At 63.9% G+C, this 16,703-nt stretch carries 14 protein-coding genes; 12 read left to right on the top strand and 2 right to left on the bottom strand.

The annotated features are described in order from the left end of the window. Positions 1–57: 57 nt before the first annotated feature. On the bottom strand, positions 58–1,473 hold the full coding sequence (locus tag BO1_RS35480; protein ID WP_043287914.1) for an amino acid permease: 1,416 nt from the start codon (positions 1,471–1,473) through the stop codon (positions 58–60). Positions 1,474–1,727: 254 nt separating this feature from the next. Here BO1_RS35480 and BO1_RS35475 point away from each other — a divergent pair, with 254 nt between their 5' ends. The 9 genes from BO1_RS35475 to BO1_RS35435 all read left to right on the top strand — a co-directional run bounded on the left by BO1_RS35475 (position 1,728) and on the right by BO1_RS35435 (position 13,017). After that, positions 1,728–2,201: an Lrp/AsnC family transcriptional regulator gene (locus BO1_RS35475; RefSeq protein ID WP_028221626.1), complete on the top strand. Its 474-nt coding sequence runs from the start codon at positions 1,728–1,730 to the stop codon at positions 2,199–2,201. A gap of 316 nt (positions 2,202–2,517) precedes the next feature. After that, positions 2,518–3,258, top strand: a complete 741-nt coding sequence (locus BO1_RS35470; RefSeq protein WP_028221625.1) for an ATP-binding cassette domain-containing protein — start codon at positions 2,518–2,520, stop codon at positions 3,256–3,258. A gap of 135 nt (positions 3,259–3,393) precedes the next feature. After that, the gene (locus BO1_RS35465) at positions 3,394–4,389 is read left to right on the top strand and encodes an ABC transporter permease (protein ID WP_028221624.1); all 996 of its coding nucleotides are present in this window, start codon (positions 3,394–3,396) and stop codon (positions 4,387–4,389) included. A gap of 15 nt (positions 4,390–4,404) precedes the next feature. Next, on the top strand, positions 4,405–5,397 hold the full coding sequence (locus BO1_RS35460) for a sugar-binding protein (protein WP_028221623.1): 993 nt from the start codon (positions 4,405–4,407) through the stop codon (positions 5,395–5,397). Between the two features lie 259 nt (positions 5,398–5,656). Continuing rightward, the gene (locus tag BO1_RS35455; protein ID WP_028221622.1) at positions 5,657–7,117 is read left to right on the top strand and encodes a DUF3375 domain-containing protein; all 1,461 of its coding nucleotides are present in this window, start codon (positions 5,657–5,659) and stop codon (positions 7,115–7,117) included. A gap of 2 nt (positions 7,118–7,119) precedes the next feature. Then, the gene (locus BO1_RS35450; protein ID WP_028221621.1) at positions 7,120–7,779 is read left to right on the top strand and encodes a DUF4194 domain-containing protein; all 660 of its coding nucleotides are present in this window, start codon (positions 7,120–7,122) and stop codon (positions 7,777–7,779) included. Next, positions 7,772–11,143 carry an ATP-binding protein gene (locus tag BO1_RS35445; protein ID WP_028221620.1) on the top strand — a complete coding sequence of 1,124 codons (3,372 nt, stop codon included), beginning with the start codon at positions 7,772–7,774 and terminating at the stop codon, positions 11,141–11,143. Before BO1_RS35450 ends, BO1_RS35445 begins: the two co-directional genes overlap by 8 nt. Further along, positions 11,140–12,324, top strand: coding sequence for a DUF3322 domain-containing protein (locus tag BO1_RS35440; RefSeq protein ID WP_028221619.1), 1,185 nt, complete (start codon positions 11,140–11,142; stop codon positions 12,322–12,324). The genes BO1_RS35445 and BO1_RS35440 overlap by 4 nt, the downstream gene beginning before the upstream one ends. Positions 12,325–12,399: 75 nt before the next feature. Next, positions 12,400–13,017, top strand: coding sequence for a 3'-5' exonuclease (locus tag BO1_RS35435; RefSeq protein WP_028221618.1), 618 nt, complete (start codon positions 12,400–12,402; stop codon positions 13,015–13,017). A gap of 15 nt (positions 13,018–13,032) precedes the next feature. Here the strand turns inward: BO1_RS35435 and BO1_RS35430 are convergent, their stop codons facing one another. Beyond that, positions 13,033–13,875 carry an alpha/beta fold hydrolase gene (locus BO1_RS35430; RefSeq protein WP_028221617.1) on the bottom strand — a complete coding sequence of 281 codons (843 nt, stop codon included), beginning with the start codon at positions 13,873–13,875 and terminating at the stop codon, positions 13,033–13,035. A 474-nt stretch (positions 13,876–14,349) separates the two neighbouring features. On the opposite strand from BO1_RS35430, the gene BO1_RS35420 reads away from it, so the two are divergent. From BO1_RS35420 to BO1_RS35410, 3 genes are all read left to right on the top strand, one after another. After that, the gene (locus BO1_RS35420) at positions 14,350–14,682 is read left to right on the top strand and encodes a BufA1 family periplasmic bufferin-type metallophore (protein ID WP_028221616.1); all 333 of its coding nucleotides are present in this window, start codon (positions 14,350–14,352) and stop codon (positions 14,680–14,682) included. 82 nt (positions 14,683–14,764) lie between these two features. Continuing rightward, positions 14,765–15,727: an MNIO family bufferin maturase gene (bufB, locus tag BO1_RS54070; RefSeq protein ID WP_043287909.1), complete on the top strand. Its 963-nt coding sequence runs from the start codon at positions 14,765–14,767 to the stop codon at positions 15,725–15,727. Beyond that, positions 15,724–16,701, top strand: a complete 978-nt coding sequence (locus BO1_RS35410) for a hypothetical protein (RefSeq protein WP_028221615.1) — start codon at positions 15,724–15,726, stop codon at positions 16,699–16,701. The genes bufB and BO1_RS35410 overlap by 4 nt, the downstream gene beginning before the upstream one ends. Positions 16,702–16,703: the final 2 nt, after the last annotated feature.

Below are 16,703 nucleotides of genomic sequence, written 5' to 3'. Positions count from 1 at the left end.
GTTATGGGCGGTTACGAAATGCTGGCCGGTACCGCGGGATTCATCGTACGGCGATGCTCAGCGCGTCTGGACGCTGCCGTGCAGCGCCGGCACCGCACCGCGGCGCCAGAAGCGATACGCGAGCGCGAGCACCACCAGCCACACCGGAATCAGGTAGACGGAAATCCGCAGATCCGGAATCAGATACATTACAACGAGAATGCCCGCGAGGAACACCAGGCACAGGTAATTCGTGAGCGGATAGCCGAGGCTCTGAAAACGTGTCGTTTGACCCGCGCGCGCCTTCTCGCTGCGGAACTTCAGGTGAATCAGGCTGATCATCGCCCAGTTGATGATGAGTGCGGACACCACGAGCCCCATCAGCAGCTCGAACGCCTTGCCCGGCATGAAGTAGTTGATGATCACGCAAGCTGCCGTCGCAACCGCCGTCACAGTCAGTGCCGCCAGCGGAATGCCGCGCCGGTTCACCTTGAGCAGCGCCTTGGGCGCGTTGCCCTGCTGCGCGAGGCCGTAGAGCATGCGGCTGTTGCAATAGACGCCGCTGTTATAGACGGAGAGCGCCGCCGTGAGCACCACGACGTTCAGCACGTTCGCGACCAGGTTGCTGTTCATCGCATGGAAGATCAGCACGAAGGGGCTGCCGCCCGATACGACCTTTTCCCACGGATAGAGCGAGAGCAGCACGCCCAGCGCGCCCACGTAGAAAATCAGGATCCGATAGATCACCTGATTGGTTGCGCGCGGGATCGTATGCGAGGGGTCGTCGGCTTCCGCGGCGGTGATGCCGACGAGCTCGAGGCCACCAAACGAGAACATGACGACGGCCATCGACATCACGAGACCCGACATGCCGTGCGGGAAGAAGCCGCCGTGGCGCCAGAGGTTCGAGACGCCCGCTTCCGGCCCGGCCGAGCCCGAGAGCAGCAGCCAGCCGCCGAACGCGATCATGCCGACGATCGCCAGCACCTTGATGATCGCGAACCAGAATTCGAGCTCGCCGTAGGACTTGACGCTTGCGAGATTGACGCCGTTGATCACGACGAAGAAGACGAGCGCCGAAACCCAGGTCGGCAGCGCCGGCCACCAGTAGTGCATGTAGATGCCCACAGCCGAGAGCTCGGCCATGCTCACGAGCACATAGAGCACCCAGTAGTTCCAGCCCGACAGGAAGCCTGCGAACGGACCGAAGTATTTGTCGGCGAAATAGCTGAACGAGCCGGCGACGGGCTCGTCGACGACCATCTCGCCCAGCTGCCGCATGATGAAGAACGCAACGATGCCCGCAATGGCGTAGCCGAGCAGCACCGAGGGACCGGCGGTCTGGATCGTCTGCGCAATGCCGAGGAACAGTCCGGTGCCAATGGCACCGCCCAGCGCGATCAGCTGGATATGGCGATTCTTGAGGCCGCGCTTCAGATGACCATTCTGGTCGCCATTCTGTGCACTTCGGCCACTTGTGTCGTTTGAAACCATGTCTCTTCCTGTCTCTTCTTTATCGATGCGCCCGCCCGGAGCCCGGATGGAACTCCTGCGCGGCCGCGCGAAATAAAATTGCGCGCGCAACCTTCTGCGCTGGCGCGCTCCCAAGGCCGTCAGCGTTGACCGACAGCCCTGTCAGGTGCGCCAAGTGTATAGGGGGAGCGGAAAAATATGATTTCATCTGATAGGCAGGCAAACCCTGATTGGTACAATTTCATTTCGCATTAGCCACATCCAGGGCAAGAAAAGTGCAAAACCTCACACTAGACCCCATCGACCTGCGGCTCCTCGCCGCGCTTCAGGAGCACGGACGCGCCTCGAATCTCGAACTGGCCGCCGCCGTCAAGCTCTCGCCGGCGCAGACGCTCAGGCGCCATCGCCGGCTCGAGGAACTGGGCATCATCAAGCGCTATGAGACGCGGCTCGACGCCCAGGCGCTAGGCTTCGGCGTGGTCGCTTTCATTCAGGTGACGATGGAGCGCGGGCACATGCGCGAGCTCGTCAAGTTCAAGGAGCTCGTCGCGAAGCTGCCGCAGGTGCAGGAGTGCTATTCCGTGACCGGCGATATCGACTACGTACTGAAGGTGGTGGCGCGCGATCTCAAGGCGCTGTCCGAATTCCTGCTCGATACGCTCATGCGCGCGCCCGGCGTGAGCAGCGTGCATTCGATCGTTTGCCTCGATGAGCTCAAGGGCACGAGCGCCATGCCGCTGCAGGAGTGAGCGCAAGCGTGAGACAGACTCGCTGGGGATAATCCCGTGCGGACACGCAATTTTATCTCATTTGCATGGCTCGTATGAGGGATGATTGTGTTTTCGGGGCTGGAAAGGGGCGTAGAAGCCGTAGCACCACCAGCGCGAGCCCACGCGGCATCGGCTGGGCGCCGCTGGGCCAAACGCCCGAAATAGTCTTGCTAAAAGCCCCATCGTGCACTAGAAAGCAGGCAGTTAGCACGTCTTTCGGTCGCTAGCCGGTCGGCCAGAGTGACCGTCAAGACCGAAGCAATGGGCGGCTCCACCTGAGCGAGCGCGACAGTCCATGAGTCTTCTAGAGCTTAGAGGCGTTTCCAGGCACTTCGGCGCGATTCACGCGCTGAACGACGTGACGCTGAGCCTGGAACCGGGCGAGGTAGTCGGTCTCATGGGCGACAACGGGGCCGGAAAATCGACGCTGGTGAAGGTGATCGCCGGAAATTTTCCGCCCACGCACGGCGAAATCCTCATCGACGGCAAGCCGGTGCATTTCAGCAGACCTATCGACGCCCGCGCTCAGGGCATCGAAGTCGTCTACCAGGACCTCGCCCTCTGCGACAACCTCACCGCCGCCGCCAATGTCTTCCTCGGCCGCGAGCCACGGATCGGCTTCGGACCCTTCCGGATCCTCGACCACGCAGCGATGTACCGGCGCGCGGGCGAGCTGTTCAAGGCACTGAAATCCGAGACGCGCCCCCGCGATCTCGTCCGGCAGATGTCGGGAGGACAGCGCCAGGCCGTGGCGATCGCCCGCACGCGGCTTGCCGAGGCGCGGCTCGTCCTCATGGACGAACCCACCGCCGCGATCAGCGTACGCCAGGTCGCCGAGGTGCTCGATCTCATCAAACGCCTCTCCGAGCATGGCATCGCCGTCATTCTGATCAGCCACCGCATGCCGGACGTGTTCGCGGTCGCTCATCGCGTAGTGGTCATGCGGCGCGGGCGCAAAGTGGCGGACAAGAACACCGAAGCCTCTTCTCCCGAGGAGGTCACCGGCCTGATTACCGGAGCCATCGCCGCGGCCTGAATCTGCCAGGCCCGGCGTTGGATGGGCTCGCGCCATGAGCCCGCAGTACGTGCCATTGCACCCGAGCCCGCCGAGCGCAAAGCATGGGACACAGGAGACACGAAATTGAACGACGCGCCGCAAAGGCCCCCTCCAATGCCAACATTGCGCGATGACCCACAGGACGAGAAGACCCACACTCGCTGGAGCGGGCTGCTCGCGAGCCAGGTGTTCTGGGTCGTGCTGGCAACGATCGTCGGCTGCGTCGCGCTCTCGTTCGCGACCACGAGTTTTGCGACCTCGCAGAACCTCTTCAATGTGACGCGCAACTTCGCCTTCGTCGCCATCGTCGCGCTCGGCATGATGGCGGTGATCGTCACGGGCGGCATCGATATCTCGGTCGGCTCGACGATCGGCATCAGCGGCATCGTCCTCTCGGTGGTCATGAATGCCGGCTATCCGATCTGGGCCGGCATCGGCATGGGGCTATTGACCGCCGGGCTCGTCGGCCTCGTGAACGGCGTGCTCATCGCCTACCTGGATATGCAGCCCTTCGTCGTCACGCTGGGCATGCTGAGCGTCGGCCGCAGCCTCGCGCTCGTGATCTCCGGCAGCCGCACGATCTTCGATTTCGGGCCCGACGGCAGCAAGCTCCTCTCGCTCGGCGGCGGCGCGACCCTCGGCATCGCCAATCCCGTGTGGTTCCTGATCGTCCTCGCCGTGATCTTCTGGTTCGCGTTTCGCTGGACGCGCTGGGGCCGCTACGTGTTCGCCGTCGGCGGCAACCGCCATGCGGCGAACCTCACCGGTGTGCCGGTGCGGCGCATCATCTGCTCGGTCTATGTGCTCGGCGGCCTCATGGCGGGCGTCGCGGCCATCCTCGAAGTCGGCTGGCTCGGCGCCGTGACGACGGGCCTCGGCACCGGGGACGAATTGCGCGTGATCGCCGCAACCGTGATCGGCGGCACCAATCTCGCGGGCGGCATCGGCAGCGCGTTCGGCACCGTGGTGGGCGCCGCGCTCATCGAAGTCATCCGCAACAGCCTGATCCTGCTCGGCGTGGACTCGTTCTGGCAGGGCACCGTCGTAGGGGCATTCATCATCGTCGCCGTGCTTTTCAATCGGCTCGGCGGAGAGCGGCAAGCAGATTGAAAACAGGAGGAAACAATGAAGAAAACGTGGATGTGCATTGCTGCGGTCGGAGCGCTGGCCATGCTGGCCTCCTCCGCCTTCGCAGCCGACAAGACCCTGGCGCTGGTCGTGAAGGGTCTCGACAACCCCTATTTCGATCTCATGCACCAGGGATGCGATCGGGCGAACAAGGAACTCACGAAGGAAGGCTACACCTGCTACTACACCGGCCCTGCTACGGCTGCCGACGAAAGCGCCGAAGTGCAGATCGTCGACGACCTGCTGACCAAGGGCGTCGCGGCCATCGCGATCTCGCCGTCGAACGCGCCGGCGATCGCCGAGGTAATCCGCCGCCGCAATACGAAGATTCCGATCATTACGGCGGATGCGGATCTGCTGCCGAAGGACCAGTCGCTGCGCAAGGCCTACGTCGGCACCGACAACTACGAACTGGGTTACAAGCTCGGTGAGCAATTAAAGCGGCTGATGCCCAAGGGCGGCAATATCTGTCTGGTGATGGGCAACCCAGCGGCTGAGAACATCAATCAGCGCGCTCAGGGCACGCGCGACGTGCTCTCCGGCAAGAAGGGCATCACCAGGCTCGCCGGCGAGAACAACTGGCATGAGATCAGCGCCTGCCCGCTCTATGTGAACGACGACGCCGCGAAGGCCAATCAGATGATGCAGGACACGCTGACCGCCAACGCCACGGGTCTTGACGCGTTCGTGCTCGAAGGCGGCTGGCCGCTTTTCGCGCCGCAGGCCTATTCGCAGGTCGTCGCGCCGATCATGGACAAGATCCAGAGCGGCAAATTCGTGATCGTCTCGGCCGATACGCTAGGGCCGGAGCTGCAGGCGCTCAAGGAGCACAAGGTCAATGTGCTCGTTGGCCAGCGGCCGGAGGAAATGGGCTATCAGGCGGCGATGGTGATGCGCGATCTGGCCGAAGGGAAGACGGTGAAGCCGGTGATTCATACCGGGCTCGATACCTGCACGTGGAAGAATGCGGATACGTGCCTCAAGCATTGAGGGTGGGCGGATGTGCGGGGCCGGGGCGTGGATGGGTCGGCTCCCGGCTCGGGTGGAACAGCGAGCTTGTAAATAGCAGGCTTGCTGTTCCACCCGAGAAGTGACGCTCGACAACGGATGAGTTCTCCCCTGGCGGTAGATGGCCGCGGCCCGCGCCCGCCGTCGACCCGCAATGAGCATTGTGGAGTAGCATACCCAGCTTTCGAGTATCGCCCTCCGGCACGCTCGCGCCCTGCCGCCACGCCCTTTTCCTCGCACCATGCCCCTCGATTACGCCACCGTCGAAGCGCTGCGTACGCGCCACCCCGCCTGGCGCCTGTTGCGATCCGATCACGCGCCCCTCGCCGTCAGCTTCCTGTATCGTGTTTTCGTCGCGCCCAATGTCCGTGTCATCGCGGCGCCGATGCTCGCCGAGGCGCTCGAGGACGAACTTTATGCGGTGCGCGAGCAACTCGGCAGCGCAGCCTTCCCGAAGTCCGGGCTCGACTATCTGAACGACTGGGCCAGTCCTGAGAAAGGCTGGTTGCGCAAGTTCTACAGCCATGGCTCGGACGAGCCTCAATTCGACCTTACGCCGCCGGCGGAGAAAGCGATCGCCTGGCTCGGCACCCTGGTCGAGCGCAATTTCGTTGGCACCGAATCTCGCCTGCTGACCCTCATGGAGCTGCTTCGGCAAATGAGCGAGGGCAGCGAGGCGAACCCGGCAAAACGCCTGGTCGAGCTGTACGCGCGGCGCAGCCAGATCGATGCCGAGATCGCCCGCGTCGAAGCCGGCGACGTGCGGCTGCTCGACGACGCCGCGCTCAAAGACCGCTTCCAGCAGTTCATGCAGATGGCGCGCGACCTCCTGACCGACTTTCGCGAGGTCGAACAGAACTTCCGCCAGCTCGACCGCCGCGTGCGCGAGCGCATCACACTCTGGGACGGCTCGAAGGGCGCGCTCATCGACGAAATCATGGGCGAGCGCGACGCGATCGCGGATTCCGACCAGGGCAGCAGCTTCCGGGCGTTCTGGGACTTCCTGATGTCGAGCCGCCGCCAGGACGCGCTCTCCGAACAGCTCGAGCGCGTGCTCACACTGCCGGCGGTGGCGGAAATGAAGCCCGAAGCACGCACGCGGCGCGTCCACTACGACTGGCTCGAAGCGGGTGAGCACACCCAACGCACCGTCGCGCAGCTTTCGCAGCAACTTCGACGCTTTCTCGACGACCAGGCCTGGCTCGAGAATCGCCGCATCATGGATATCCTGCGCGGCATTGAAGCGAAGGCGCTCGCACTGCGCGAGACACCCCCTGCAGGCGAGATCATGCAGATCGAGACGGCGTCGTCCGAGATCGAGCTGCCGATGGAGCGGCCGCTCTTCACGCCGGCATTTCATCCCGTAATCGCCAACGTCGCGCTCGAGGCGGGCGATGCAGATCTCGACGCCTCGGCGCTCTACGCGCAAATCGTCGTCGACCGCGCGCGGCTCGCTCAGAACGTCCGCCGCTGCCTGCAGGATCGGTCGCAAGTCACGCTGGCCGAACTCGCCGCATCGCAGCCTTTCGAGCACGGACTGGCCGAACTCGTGGCCTATCTGCAGCTCGGCACGGCCGGAGAATCGTTTCGCTCGAGCGTCGACGAGAGCGTGACGGACACGATCGAGTGGGAAGCAAGCGGCGAAGACGGATCGGCGGTGCGCAAACGCGCAACGATGCCACGCGTGATTTTCGTGAGGTAACAATGAAGGAAGAACGGCAAGAAGCCACGCTCGGCGATGCGGGCTTGTCCATCCTGTCGATCACGCTGCTCAAAGGCGTGATCTATCGCGAAGACGACGAGCGAACCTGGGCGGCCCTGCTCGACTTGCAGGCGCGCGTGCGCGACTACGTCACCATCCTCGGCCTCGAGCTCGTACTCGACGAGGCGGAAGGCTATGCGTTCGTCAAAAGCCGCCCCGAGCCCGGCAAAAGCGATACGGACAACGATGCGCCCAGGCTGCCGCGCCTCGTCGCACGGCGCCCGCTCTCGTTCCCCGTCAGCCTGCTGCTCGCCCTCCTGCGAAAGAAGCTCGCCGAATCCGATGCCGGCGGCGGCGACACGCGGCTCGTTCTCACGCGCGATGAAATCGTCGAACTCATTCGCGTATTTCTGCCAGATAGCAGCAACGAGGCAAAGCTCGTCGACCAGATCGACACGCAGATCAACAAAATCGTCGAACTCGGCTTCCTGCGCCGCATGAAGACGACGGGCGGGCCGTCCGCGTTCGAAGTGCGGCGCATCCTGAAGGCGTTTGTCGACGCCCAATGGCTGCTCGACTTCGACGCGCGGCTCGCCGCCTACCGCACCCATATCGACGCCACGGCAACGCCCGCGGCAAAGTCGGAGGCAAGCGATGAATGAGCCGCGCACACTCGGCCTCGATTTTGCCGCCGACGACACGCTCACGGGCTTTCGCCTGGAACGGCTCGAGGTCTTCAACTGGGGCACCTTCGACGAGCGCGTCTGGACGCTGCGCGTGGACGGCCGCAACGCGTTGCTCACGGGCGACATTGGCTCGGGCAAATCGACGCTCGTCGACGCGATCACGACGCTCATCGTGCCCGCGCAGCGCATTGCGTACAACAAGGCGGCTGGCGCCGACAGCAAGGAGCGCACGCTGCGCTCCTATGTGCTCGGCTACTACAAGTCCGAGCGCAACGAAGTGACTGGCACGGCGAAGCCCGTGAGCGTGCGCGACCAGAACAACTACTCGGTGATCCTGGGCGTATTTCGCAACACCGGGTACGATGCGACCGTCACGCTCGCGCAGGTGTTCTGGATGAAGGACATGCAGAGCCAGCCCGCGCGCTATTTCGTTTGCGCCGAACGTGATCTGTCGATCGCGGCCGACTTCTCGCACTTCGGCAGCGACATCACACAACTGCGCAAGAAGCTGCGTGGACTCGGCGCCGAAATCGAGGATACGTTTCCGAAGTACAGCGCCTGGTTCCGGCGGCGCTTCGGCATCGAAAACGAGCAGGCCCTCGAGCTCTTTCACCAGACGGTGTCGATGAAATCGGTCGGCAACCTGACCGATTTCGTGCGCAGCCACATGCTCGAACCGTTCGACGTGGCCGCGCGCATTGGCGCGCTCATCACGCACTTCGAAGACTTGAGCCGCGCGCACGAGGCCGTGCTCAAAGCCAAGCGCCAGGTCGAACTGCTCGCGCCGCTCGTTGCCGACTGCGACCGTCACGGCGAAGCCACGCATGTGCTCGAAGGCTGGCGCGTATGCCGCGACGCATTGAAGCCGTGGTTCGCGGGACTCAAGCTCGGCCTGCTGGAGCGGCGCCTTCAACTGCTCGACGAAGAGCGCACGCGCGGGACGGCGCGCAAGGCACGGCATGAAGAAGCACGCGACAAAGCGCGGCAACAGGTAGACGACCTTCGACGCGCCGTCGCGGCTCACGGCGGCGAGCGCATCGAACAGCTCGAGACCGAGATCCGCGAGTTCGAACGCGAGCGTGATCGCCGCCGCGAGCGCGCAAAACGTTACGCGGATATCGTCGCGAAGCTCGGTGAGGTGGCGGCCGCCGACGAGGCGGCTTTCGCCTCGCAGCGCCAGCGCATTGCCGAGCTGCGCGCCACGCTCGTCGAGCGGGAGGCCGAAACGCAGAACGCGATCACCGAACAGAGTGTGGCGCTTCGCGAAGGCAGAATCCGGCACAACGCGCTCGAAGAGGAGATCGCGAGCCTCAAGGCCAGGCGCAATAACATCCCGAAAGAGCAGGTAATGCTGCGCGCGAGCCTGTGTGCTGCGCTCGGCCACGACGAAGACGCGCTACCGTTCGCGGGCGAGCTGATCCAGGTCCGCGAGGACGCGCGTGACTGGGAGGGCGCAGCCGAACGCGTATTGCGCGGCTTCGGCCTCGCGCTGCTCGTGCCCGACGAACATTACGCCGAGGTGGCCGCCTGGGTCGACCGCACCCACCTGGGACGGCGGCTCGTCTACTACCGTGTACGCCCCCCACGCGCGTCCGGCGCAGCCGACGAAGCCGAACTGCACCGCGATTCGCTCGTGCGCAAACTCGCCATCAAACCCGATTCGCCGGTTTATGCATGGCTCGAACGCGAGATCGCACGCCGCTTCGATTACGCATGCTGTGCAACGCCGGAGCAATTCCGCCGCGAGACGCGCGCGCTCACGCGCGCCGGCCAGGCCAAAGCACCGGGTGAGCGCCACGAGAAGGACGACCGCCACGCGCTCGACGATCGCAGTCGTTACGTGCTCGGCTGGAGCAATACGGCCAAGATCGCGGCGCTCGAAGCGCAACGTCGCGCGCTCGAAGCGCATCTGGGTGAAATCGGGGAGAAGCTCGCCGAAGCGCAGCGCGAGCAATCGCAGCTGCGCGGGCGGCTCGAAGCGCTCGCGCGCGCCGGCGAGTTCGTCGATTTTCGCGACCTCGACTGGGAGAGTTGCGCCGCCGCCGTCGCGCGGCTCAAGGACGAAAAAGCCCGGCTCGAAGCGGCCAGCGACATGCTGGCCGAGCTGATGGCACAGCTCGAAGCTGCGCAGGTCGCATTGAAGGAAAGCGAAGCCGCGATCTCGGAAACCGACGCCGAACTCGGCGGCATCGACGCCAGGCGCGAGTCGGCCGAGGCGTTGCGCGACGACGCGCGCGTGCTGGCAACCGAGGTGGAAGCCGCACTTGCCGCCCGCCTCGATGCACTGCGCGCGGAAATCCTGGGCGAGCACCAGCTTTCTGTCGAATCGTGCGATAACCGCGAGCGTGACGTACGCGAAGTGCTGACGACGCGCATCGACAACGAGACCAAGGCACTCGGCCGGCTCGCCGAGAAAATCGTCAAGGCCATGTCCACCTTCAAGGACGCCTACAAGCTCGAGACAGCCGATTTCGACGCGAGCCTCGAAGCAGCGTTCGAATACCGCGAGATACTCGCGCGCATCGAGGCCGACGACCTGCCACGCTTCGAAGCACGCTTCAAGGAATTGCTGAACGTCAACACCATCAACGAGATCGCCAACTTCCATGCGCAACTCGCGCGCGAGCGGGAGACGATCAAGGAAAGAATTACGCGCATCAACGAATCGCTGGCGCAGATCGACTACAGCGCGGGCCGCTATATCGTGCTCGAGACGCAGCCGAGCCCCGATGCCGAGATTCGCGACTTCCAGAGCGACCTGCGCGCCTGCACCGAAGGCGAGTTGACGGGCTCGGATGACGCACAGTACTCGGAGGCGAAGTTCCTGCAGGTCAAGCGCATCATCGACCGCTTCCGCGGCCGTGAAGGTCTGACGGAGCAGGACCGCCGCTGGAGCGCGAAGGTCACCGACGTGCGCAACTGGTTCCTGTTTGCGGCAAGCGAGCGCTGGCGCGAGGACGACAGCGAATACGAACACTACTCGGACTCCGGCGGCAAATCGGGCGGCCAGAAGGAAAAGCTCGCCTATACGATCCTGGCGGCCAGCCTCGCCTACCAGTTCGGCCTCGAATGGGGTGCGGTGCGTTCGCGCTCGTTCCGCTTCGTCGTCATCGACGAAGCGTTCGGCCGCGGCTCCGACGAATCGGCGCAGTACGGCCTGAAGCTGTTCCAGAAGCTCAACCTGCAACTGCTGATCGTCACACCATTGCAGAAAATCCACATCATCGAGCCATTCGTATCGAGCGTTGGCTTCGTCCACAACGACGGCGGACGCGAATCGAAGCTGCGCAACCTGTCGATCGACGAATACCGCGCGGGCAAAGCGCAGGCGGATCGATGAGCTGGACGACTCCGGCCGAACTGCGAGCCCGGCTCGAGCGCCGCTGGGCCCGCGGCGAATGGCTACGCAGCCTCGTCGATCCTGGCGACGGCCTGTTTCCCCTGCGCCTTTCGCTAACGGGGCCGAGTTCCGCCGAGCTCGCCTCGCAATTCGAGGCCGTGCGCGCATGGATAGCGGAACTCGCGGCGATGCGGCACGTACGCGTCGAATGGCGCGAGCTCAATCATCGGATCCTGGGCGCGCAGCGCGTGCCGCAGGCGGCCTGGGTGGACAGCCTCGACGCCGCGCTCGCGCTCGTCGGCAAGTGTCGCGACGCGGCGCGGTTCGCACGGCTGATCGCGATCACGCGCACCCGGCACCCGATGCTCGTCGCGTGGCTCGCGAAGTACCCGATGCAAGCGCTCGAGCTCGCAGACGACTGGGAAAGGCTCCTCGCCGTCGTCGACTGGCTTGGCGCGCACCCTCGCCCCGGTATCTATCTGCGGCAAATGGACGTCGCCGGCGTCGACACCAAGTTCGTCGAAACACGACGCGGCGTGCTCGCGCAATGGCTCGACCTGGTGCTGTCGCCGGATGCAATCGACCGGGATCGAACCGGCATCGGCCAATTCGCCACCCGGTACGGCTTCCTCGACAAACCTTTGCGCATCCGGTTTCGCGTGCTCGACGAGCGGCTTGGCGTGGTGACGGGCGCCCCGCTTGCCGACATCGCGCTGGACGCCGGAAGCTTCGCGCGCGTTGCGCTGCCCTGCAAGCGCGTCTTCATCACCGAAAACGAGACCAATTTTTTGGCCTTCCCGAATGTCGCTCAATCGATTGTATTGTTTGGCGCGGGCTACGGCTGGGAGGCACTCGAACCGGCACGATGGCTCACCGGGTGTGCGCTTCATTACTGGGGGGACATCGACACGCACGGCTTCGCAATCCTGGATCAATTGCGCAGCCGCTTTGCCCATGTCGAATCGTTCCTGATGGACCGTGCGACGCTGCGGGCGCACGAAGCATTCTGGGGAGAGGAAGACGATCAGGTCACACGCGACCTGCCACGACTCAAGGCCGACGAACAGGCGCTGTTCGACGACCTGCGCGACAACCGGATCCGCCGCGGGCTGCGGCTCGAACAGGAGCGAGTGGGATTTGGGTGGGTCACGGCGGCCCTCCGGGAGTTCGATGCCACGTAGTACTGCTGCCTGGGCCTCCGCGGGCCAACCCACTAGCCCAACCTCAACTCAAGACAACGCTATAAGCGAAGAAATATGCAAACAGTGGCGGTATTGGACTTCGAAACTACCGGGCTTTCGCCCAATCTGGGCGATCGAGCTACGGAAATTGCCGTCATCCTTTGGCGTGACGGACACATCGTCGACCGCTACCAGAGTTTGATGAATGCAGGCAGACGCATACCGTCCGATGTCGTCGCACTCACTGGCATCACGAACGACATGATCGCGTCGGCTCCCACTGCGTCGAAAGTCATGATGGAAGCTGCAGCGTTCGTTGGAAATCATCCCGTCGTTGCGCACAATGCCGGCTTCGACAAGCGGTTTTGGCAAGCAGAGCTCGAACATCTCGGTGTAGCAGCGGAGCATTCCTTTGCTTGCACGATGCTGGTGGCCAGGCGGATCTACCCAGACGCTCAAAGTCACCGCCTGTCGACGTTGGCGCAGATGCTGCGATTGCCAAAAACCGGGCGTGCCCACAGGGCGATGGTTGACGCCGAGATGGCTTCTCATCTCTGGTGCCGATTGCAACACGACATCGCTGAAACTTACGGTCTGGATCGAGTTGATCACGGACTCATGACTCGCTTGCAAAAGACCAGTAAGTCCAAGGTAGCGACGTTTCTCGGTTCATTCGCCGCCGACGGGCGTTGAATCGGCGGCCCCCTCCTATTTGCTGGCCGCGGCAAGAGCCTCCTCGACCACCCTGGCCACCACGAAGGGCTGCGCCGCCGGAACGTCATGACCGGACCGGGTTCTGACGATCTTGGCGCCGGCCCGATTGGCCATGAATTCCTGCACCTGGGTAGGCACTGCATGGTCCTGAGTCGCGACGATTTCCCACTTGGGAACAGACGCAGGCGCCGCTAGCGTGGCCGCTTCCGCGAAGGCCGCCGCGGCAAGTGGGCGTTCGCCAGCCGCAGCAACGCTTATGTCGGGCTGGCTGAGTCCACCGGCATAGACGGTGCCGTACTTGTCCTGGTTGATGTACACGTCGGTCTGCCCGCCAGGGGCAGCGACGGAATGCAGGTTCGCAGAGACAAGTTCGGAGCCCGGAAACTTCGTGACGAGGTCATTGGTGCTCTCGCCCACCACGGGGATCAGTGCGGCGACGTATACGATCGCCTTCACCGACGGCTCCTGGGCGGCGACTTGGCTGACCACCATGCCCGCGTACGAGTGACCCACCAGCACCACGGGGCCGTTGACGGACTTGACCAGCGCGTCCAGGCCAGCCGCGTCATTGGCAATGCCACGGAGCGGGTTCGCATAGGCAATCACGGGATACCCGGCACTGCGTAGCACACTGATCTCCACGTTCCAGCTGGATGAGTCGGCGAAAGCCCCATGGACAAAGATCACCGTGGGACTGGCATTGCCAGGATAACGGGAACCATCCGCCGCAGTTGAGGCGGGTGTGACGGCGGTGTCCGCGGAAATGGGCGCTGCGCAAGCGTTGAAGCTGACGCTGGCGGCGAAAAGTGTGGCGATGAGGCTGCTTGACTTGTTCACAGGACTACCCCTTCTGAGTCGTTTTGCACGGTGTTTGCACATGGCGCGATCGCTGCGACATTCGAGGTCACGGCTATCCGTTGCCTGGGGGCCCATTGCCTGAGCCGCATGGCGGTCGATAGCGGATCGTATGCTGACTACCGAAAGCGATTTCGTCTTGAAGGTCCTTGCTGACCATGGAACCGCGTTGCGCACGCGATGATGCAAACATCGGACGAGGTTCAAAACCGCGTTACACGCGACGTGGTTATGGCAGCCGCAATGGCAACCCCATTCGCAATCGCAGACCAAATCGCACAAGACCATGCAATCTTTGCGCAGACCGACTTTGTATCCTGACAGTGCGGTGACGATCGATCGCCAGCAAGCACAGGCGCAACCCGCTCATAGCCGCCTCCAACACTTACTTCGGAACAGCTTCGCAACTGTCACGCTCACGTAGATCGCTGTTCCCACTCAACTCGGAGAAACCGCATGGCCGACTTCAACATGACCACTCTGGTTGCCGGCGCAGTCGCAACGGCCCTTGCCGCCATCGCAGCCGTCCCCGCGAGTGCGCAGGAATTCACCGAAGCGCAGAAGAAGATTCAGGCTGAGCACACCGCGCTCGTCAAATCGGGCAAAGTCGAACCGTGCTTCGGCACCGCGCTGAAAGGCCATAACGACTGCTACGCGGGCGCCGGAACGACCTGCGCGGGAACGAGTACGGAAGACTACCAGGGCAACGCATTCCGCCTCGTACCGACGGGCACCTGCGTGAGCATCGTCACGCCGAAGGGTCCAGGAAGCCTCTCGCCCAAGGCCTGATCCGGATCGAGGTCCGGGTCCCGGTCAGGGTCTGGGTCTCACGCGTCCTCGACCTTCCGCTCCCTTCTTCATCACATCGGCCATGTGCGACGCATCGCATCGTTGCGCCCATCACCGTGCGCCGCCGCGCGCCGGTGTGGGCCTCAAGGCGGACCACTACCACACGATTCTCGAGACGAGGCCGGACGTCGGCTTCTTCGAAGTTCATGCGGAAAACTTTATGGGCGCGGGCGGGCCGCCTCACCGCTTCCTGAACGCGATCCGCGACGCGTACCCGCTTTCTCTGCACGGTGTCGGCCTCTCGATCGGCGCGGACCGCCCGCTCGATCCGGCGCATTTGCAGCGCCTGCGGGCACTCGTCGAGCGCTACGCGCCCGCGCTGTTCTCCGAGCACCTCGCGTGGTCGAGTCATCACGGCGGCTTTCTCGACGACCTGCTGCCGATGCCGTACACCACCCGAAGCCTCGCGCGCATCGTCGAACACATCGACCAGGTGCAGCATGCGCTCGGACGTCAAATGCTGCTCGAGAATCCGTCGACCTACCTGGCCTTCGACGAAAGCCGTTACGCGGAGGTCGATTTCATTGCCGCCGTCGTGCAGCGAACGGGTTGCGGTCTGCTGCTGGACGTGAACAACGTGTACGTCGCTTCAATCAACCAGCAGTGGAATCCGCTCGCGTACATCGACGCGTATCCGCTCGCAGCCGTGCAGCAGATCCACCTGGCAGGCCACGCGCCGCAGACGGACGGTCGGGGCCGCCCGCTGCTGATCGACACGCACGACTGCCACGTTGCCGATGTCGTATGGGATCTGTTCGCACATACGATCCGCCAGACCGGGCCGCTGCCCACGTTGATCGAATGGGACGCGAACCTGCCCGACTGGACCACGCTTGCCGCGCAAGCCGCCCGCGCCGATTGCGTCATGCGGGCAGCCACAGAAGCAGCCGACGCCGAAACCAACACGAGGCGCAACAGCGTGCAGTCGCGTAGTAGCCGCGCCACCCTCACACCTCATCAGCCCAGCGAGGTAGCCATTCCATGAGCCAACGAAAAGTCCTTGTCTACTATGCATGGAGCCGGCCGGGCGAGAGCGGCGCCCCGCTCCACGTGATCGAAGATCGCTTTCCTGCGCTGTTCGAAAGTCGCCGGATGGGTTTTCCGAGGTTTCATGAATACGCGGACCCGGTCCGCTTCGACCAGAGCATCGCGGGCTTCCTCGATCACATCATGAAGCGCAACTTCACCGCGTTCGTCGACCTGGCGACGGCGCTCACCGGGCAGCCCGTCACGGAGATCGAGCGCGTCGCAGATGACGGTACGCTCACCCCGCTCGACGCCCGCACGCTCGCAGGCGTCGATACCCTGATCGTGATCAGCTTCGATTCGCTGCGCACCGGTCAAAGCGCCGGCAGCGCGGAGATCGAAGCGATGCGGGCATTTCTCGCACAGCCCGACCACCTCGCCTTCATCTGCCCGCATCACGATATCGGCGATGTGGAGGGCATCGACGAAGACGACCGATTGCGCCGCCAGCTTGCGGAATTCGATCACCACGGCGACCGGACCATTCCGCCGCGGCAACGGTTCGGCGGTCTCGCGCGCTCGTTGCTCTCCGGCCTCGGCGTGCCCGTGGAGAACCGCTTTGGACTACGGCCCGCGGCCGCGGCGGATGGCTCGCCTTCGCCCATCGAAGCCGACGCGGATCTAGACCGCTTAGGCATCCTGCACAAGGTGATCACGTTCAACCTGCACCCGCATCTGCCGCAGCTCGAGCGGCTCGGCGACGCGGCTCACCGGCTCGACGTGCTCGCCCGCCAGCCCATCGATCTCGCTGCGCCACCGCATCCGTTCGCACTCGAACGGCCGACCTTCGACGCGCTGCTGCAGTCGCGCCCGGATGCGTTCGAGGGCACGCTGCTCGTGAGCGATACGACGCTCTGGAGCTCGACGGCGGGCGGCATGGAAAGCCTTCGCCAATTGTGGACGAATATCGTGCAACGGCCGTCCCGTTCATGAGG

The organism is Paraburkholderia oxyphila NBRC 105797, assembly GCF_000685075.1.
In the GTDB taxonomy this organism is placed as follows: domain Bacteria; phylum Pseudomonadota; class Gammaproteobacteria; order Burkholderiales; family Burkholderiaceae; genus Paraburkholderia; species Paraburkholderia oxyphila.
The sequence above is the reverse complement of the archived record's forward strand: the minus strand, read 5'-3'. Positions and strand labels throughout refer to the sequence as shown.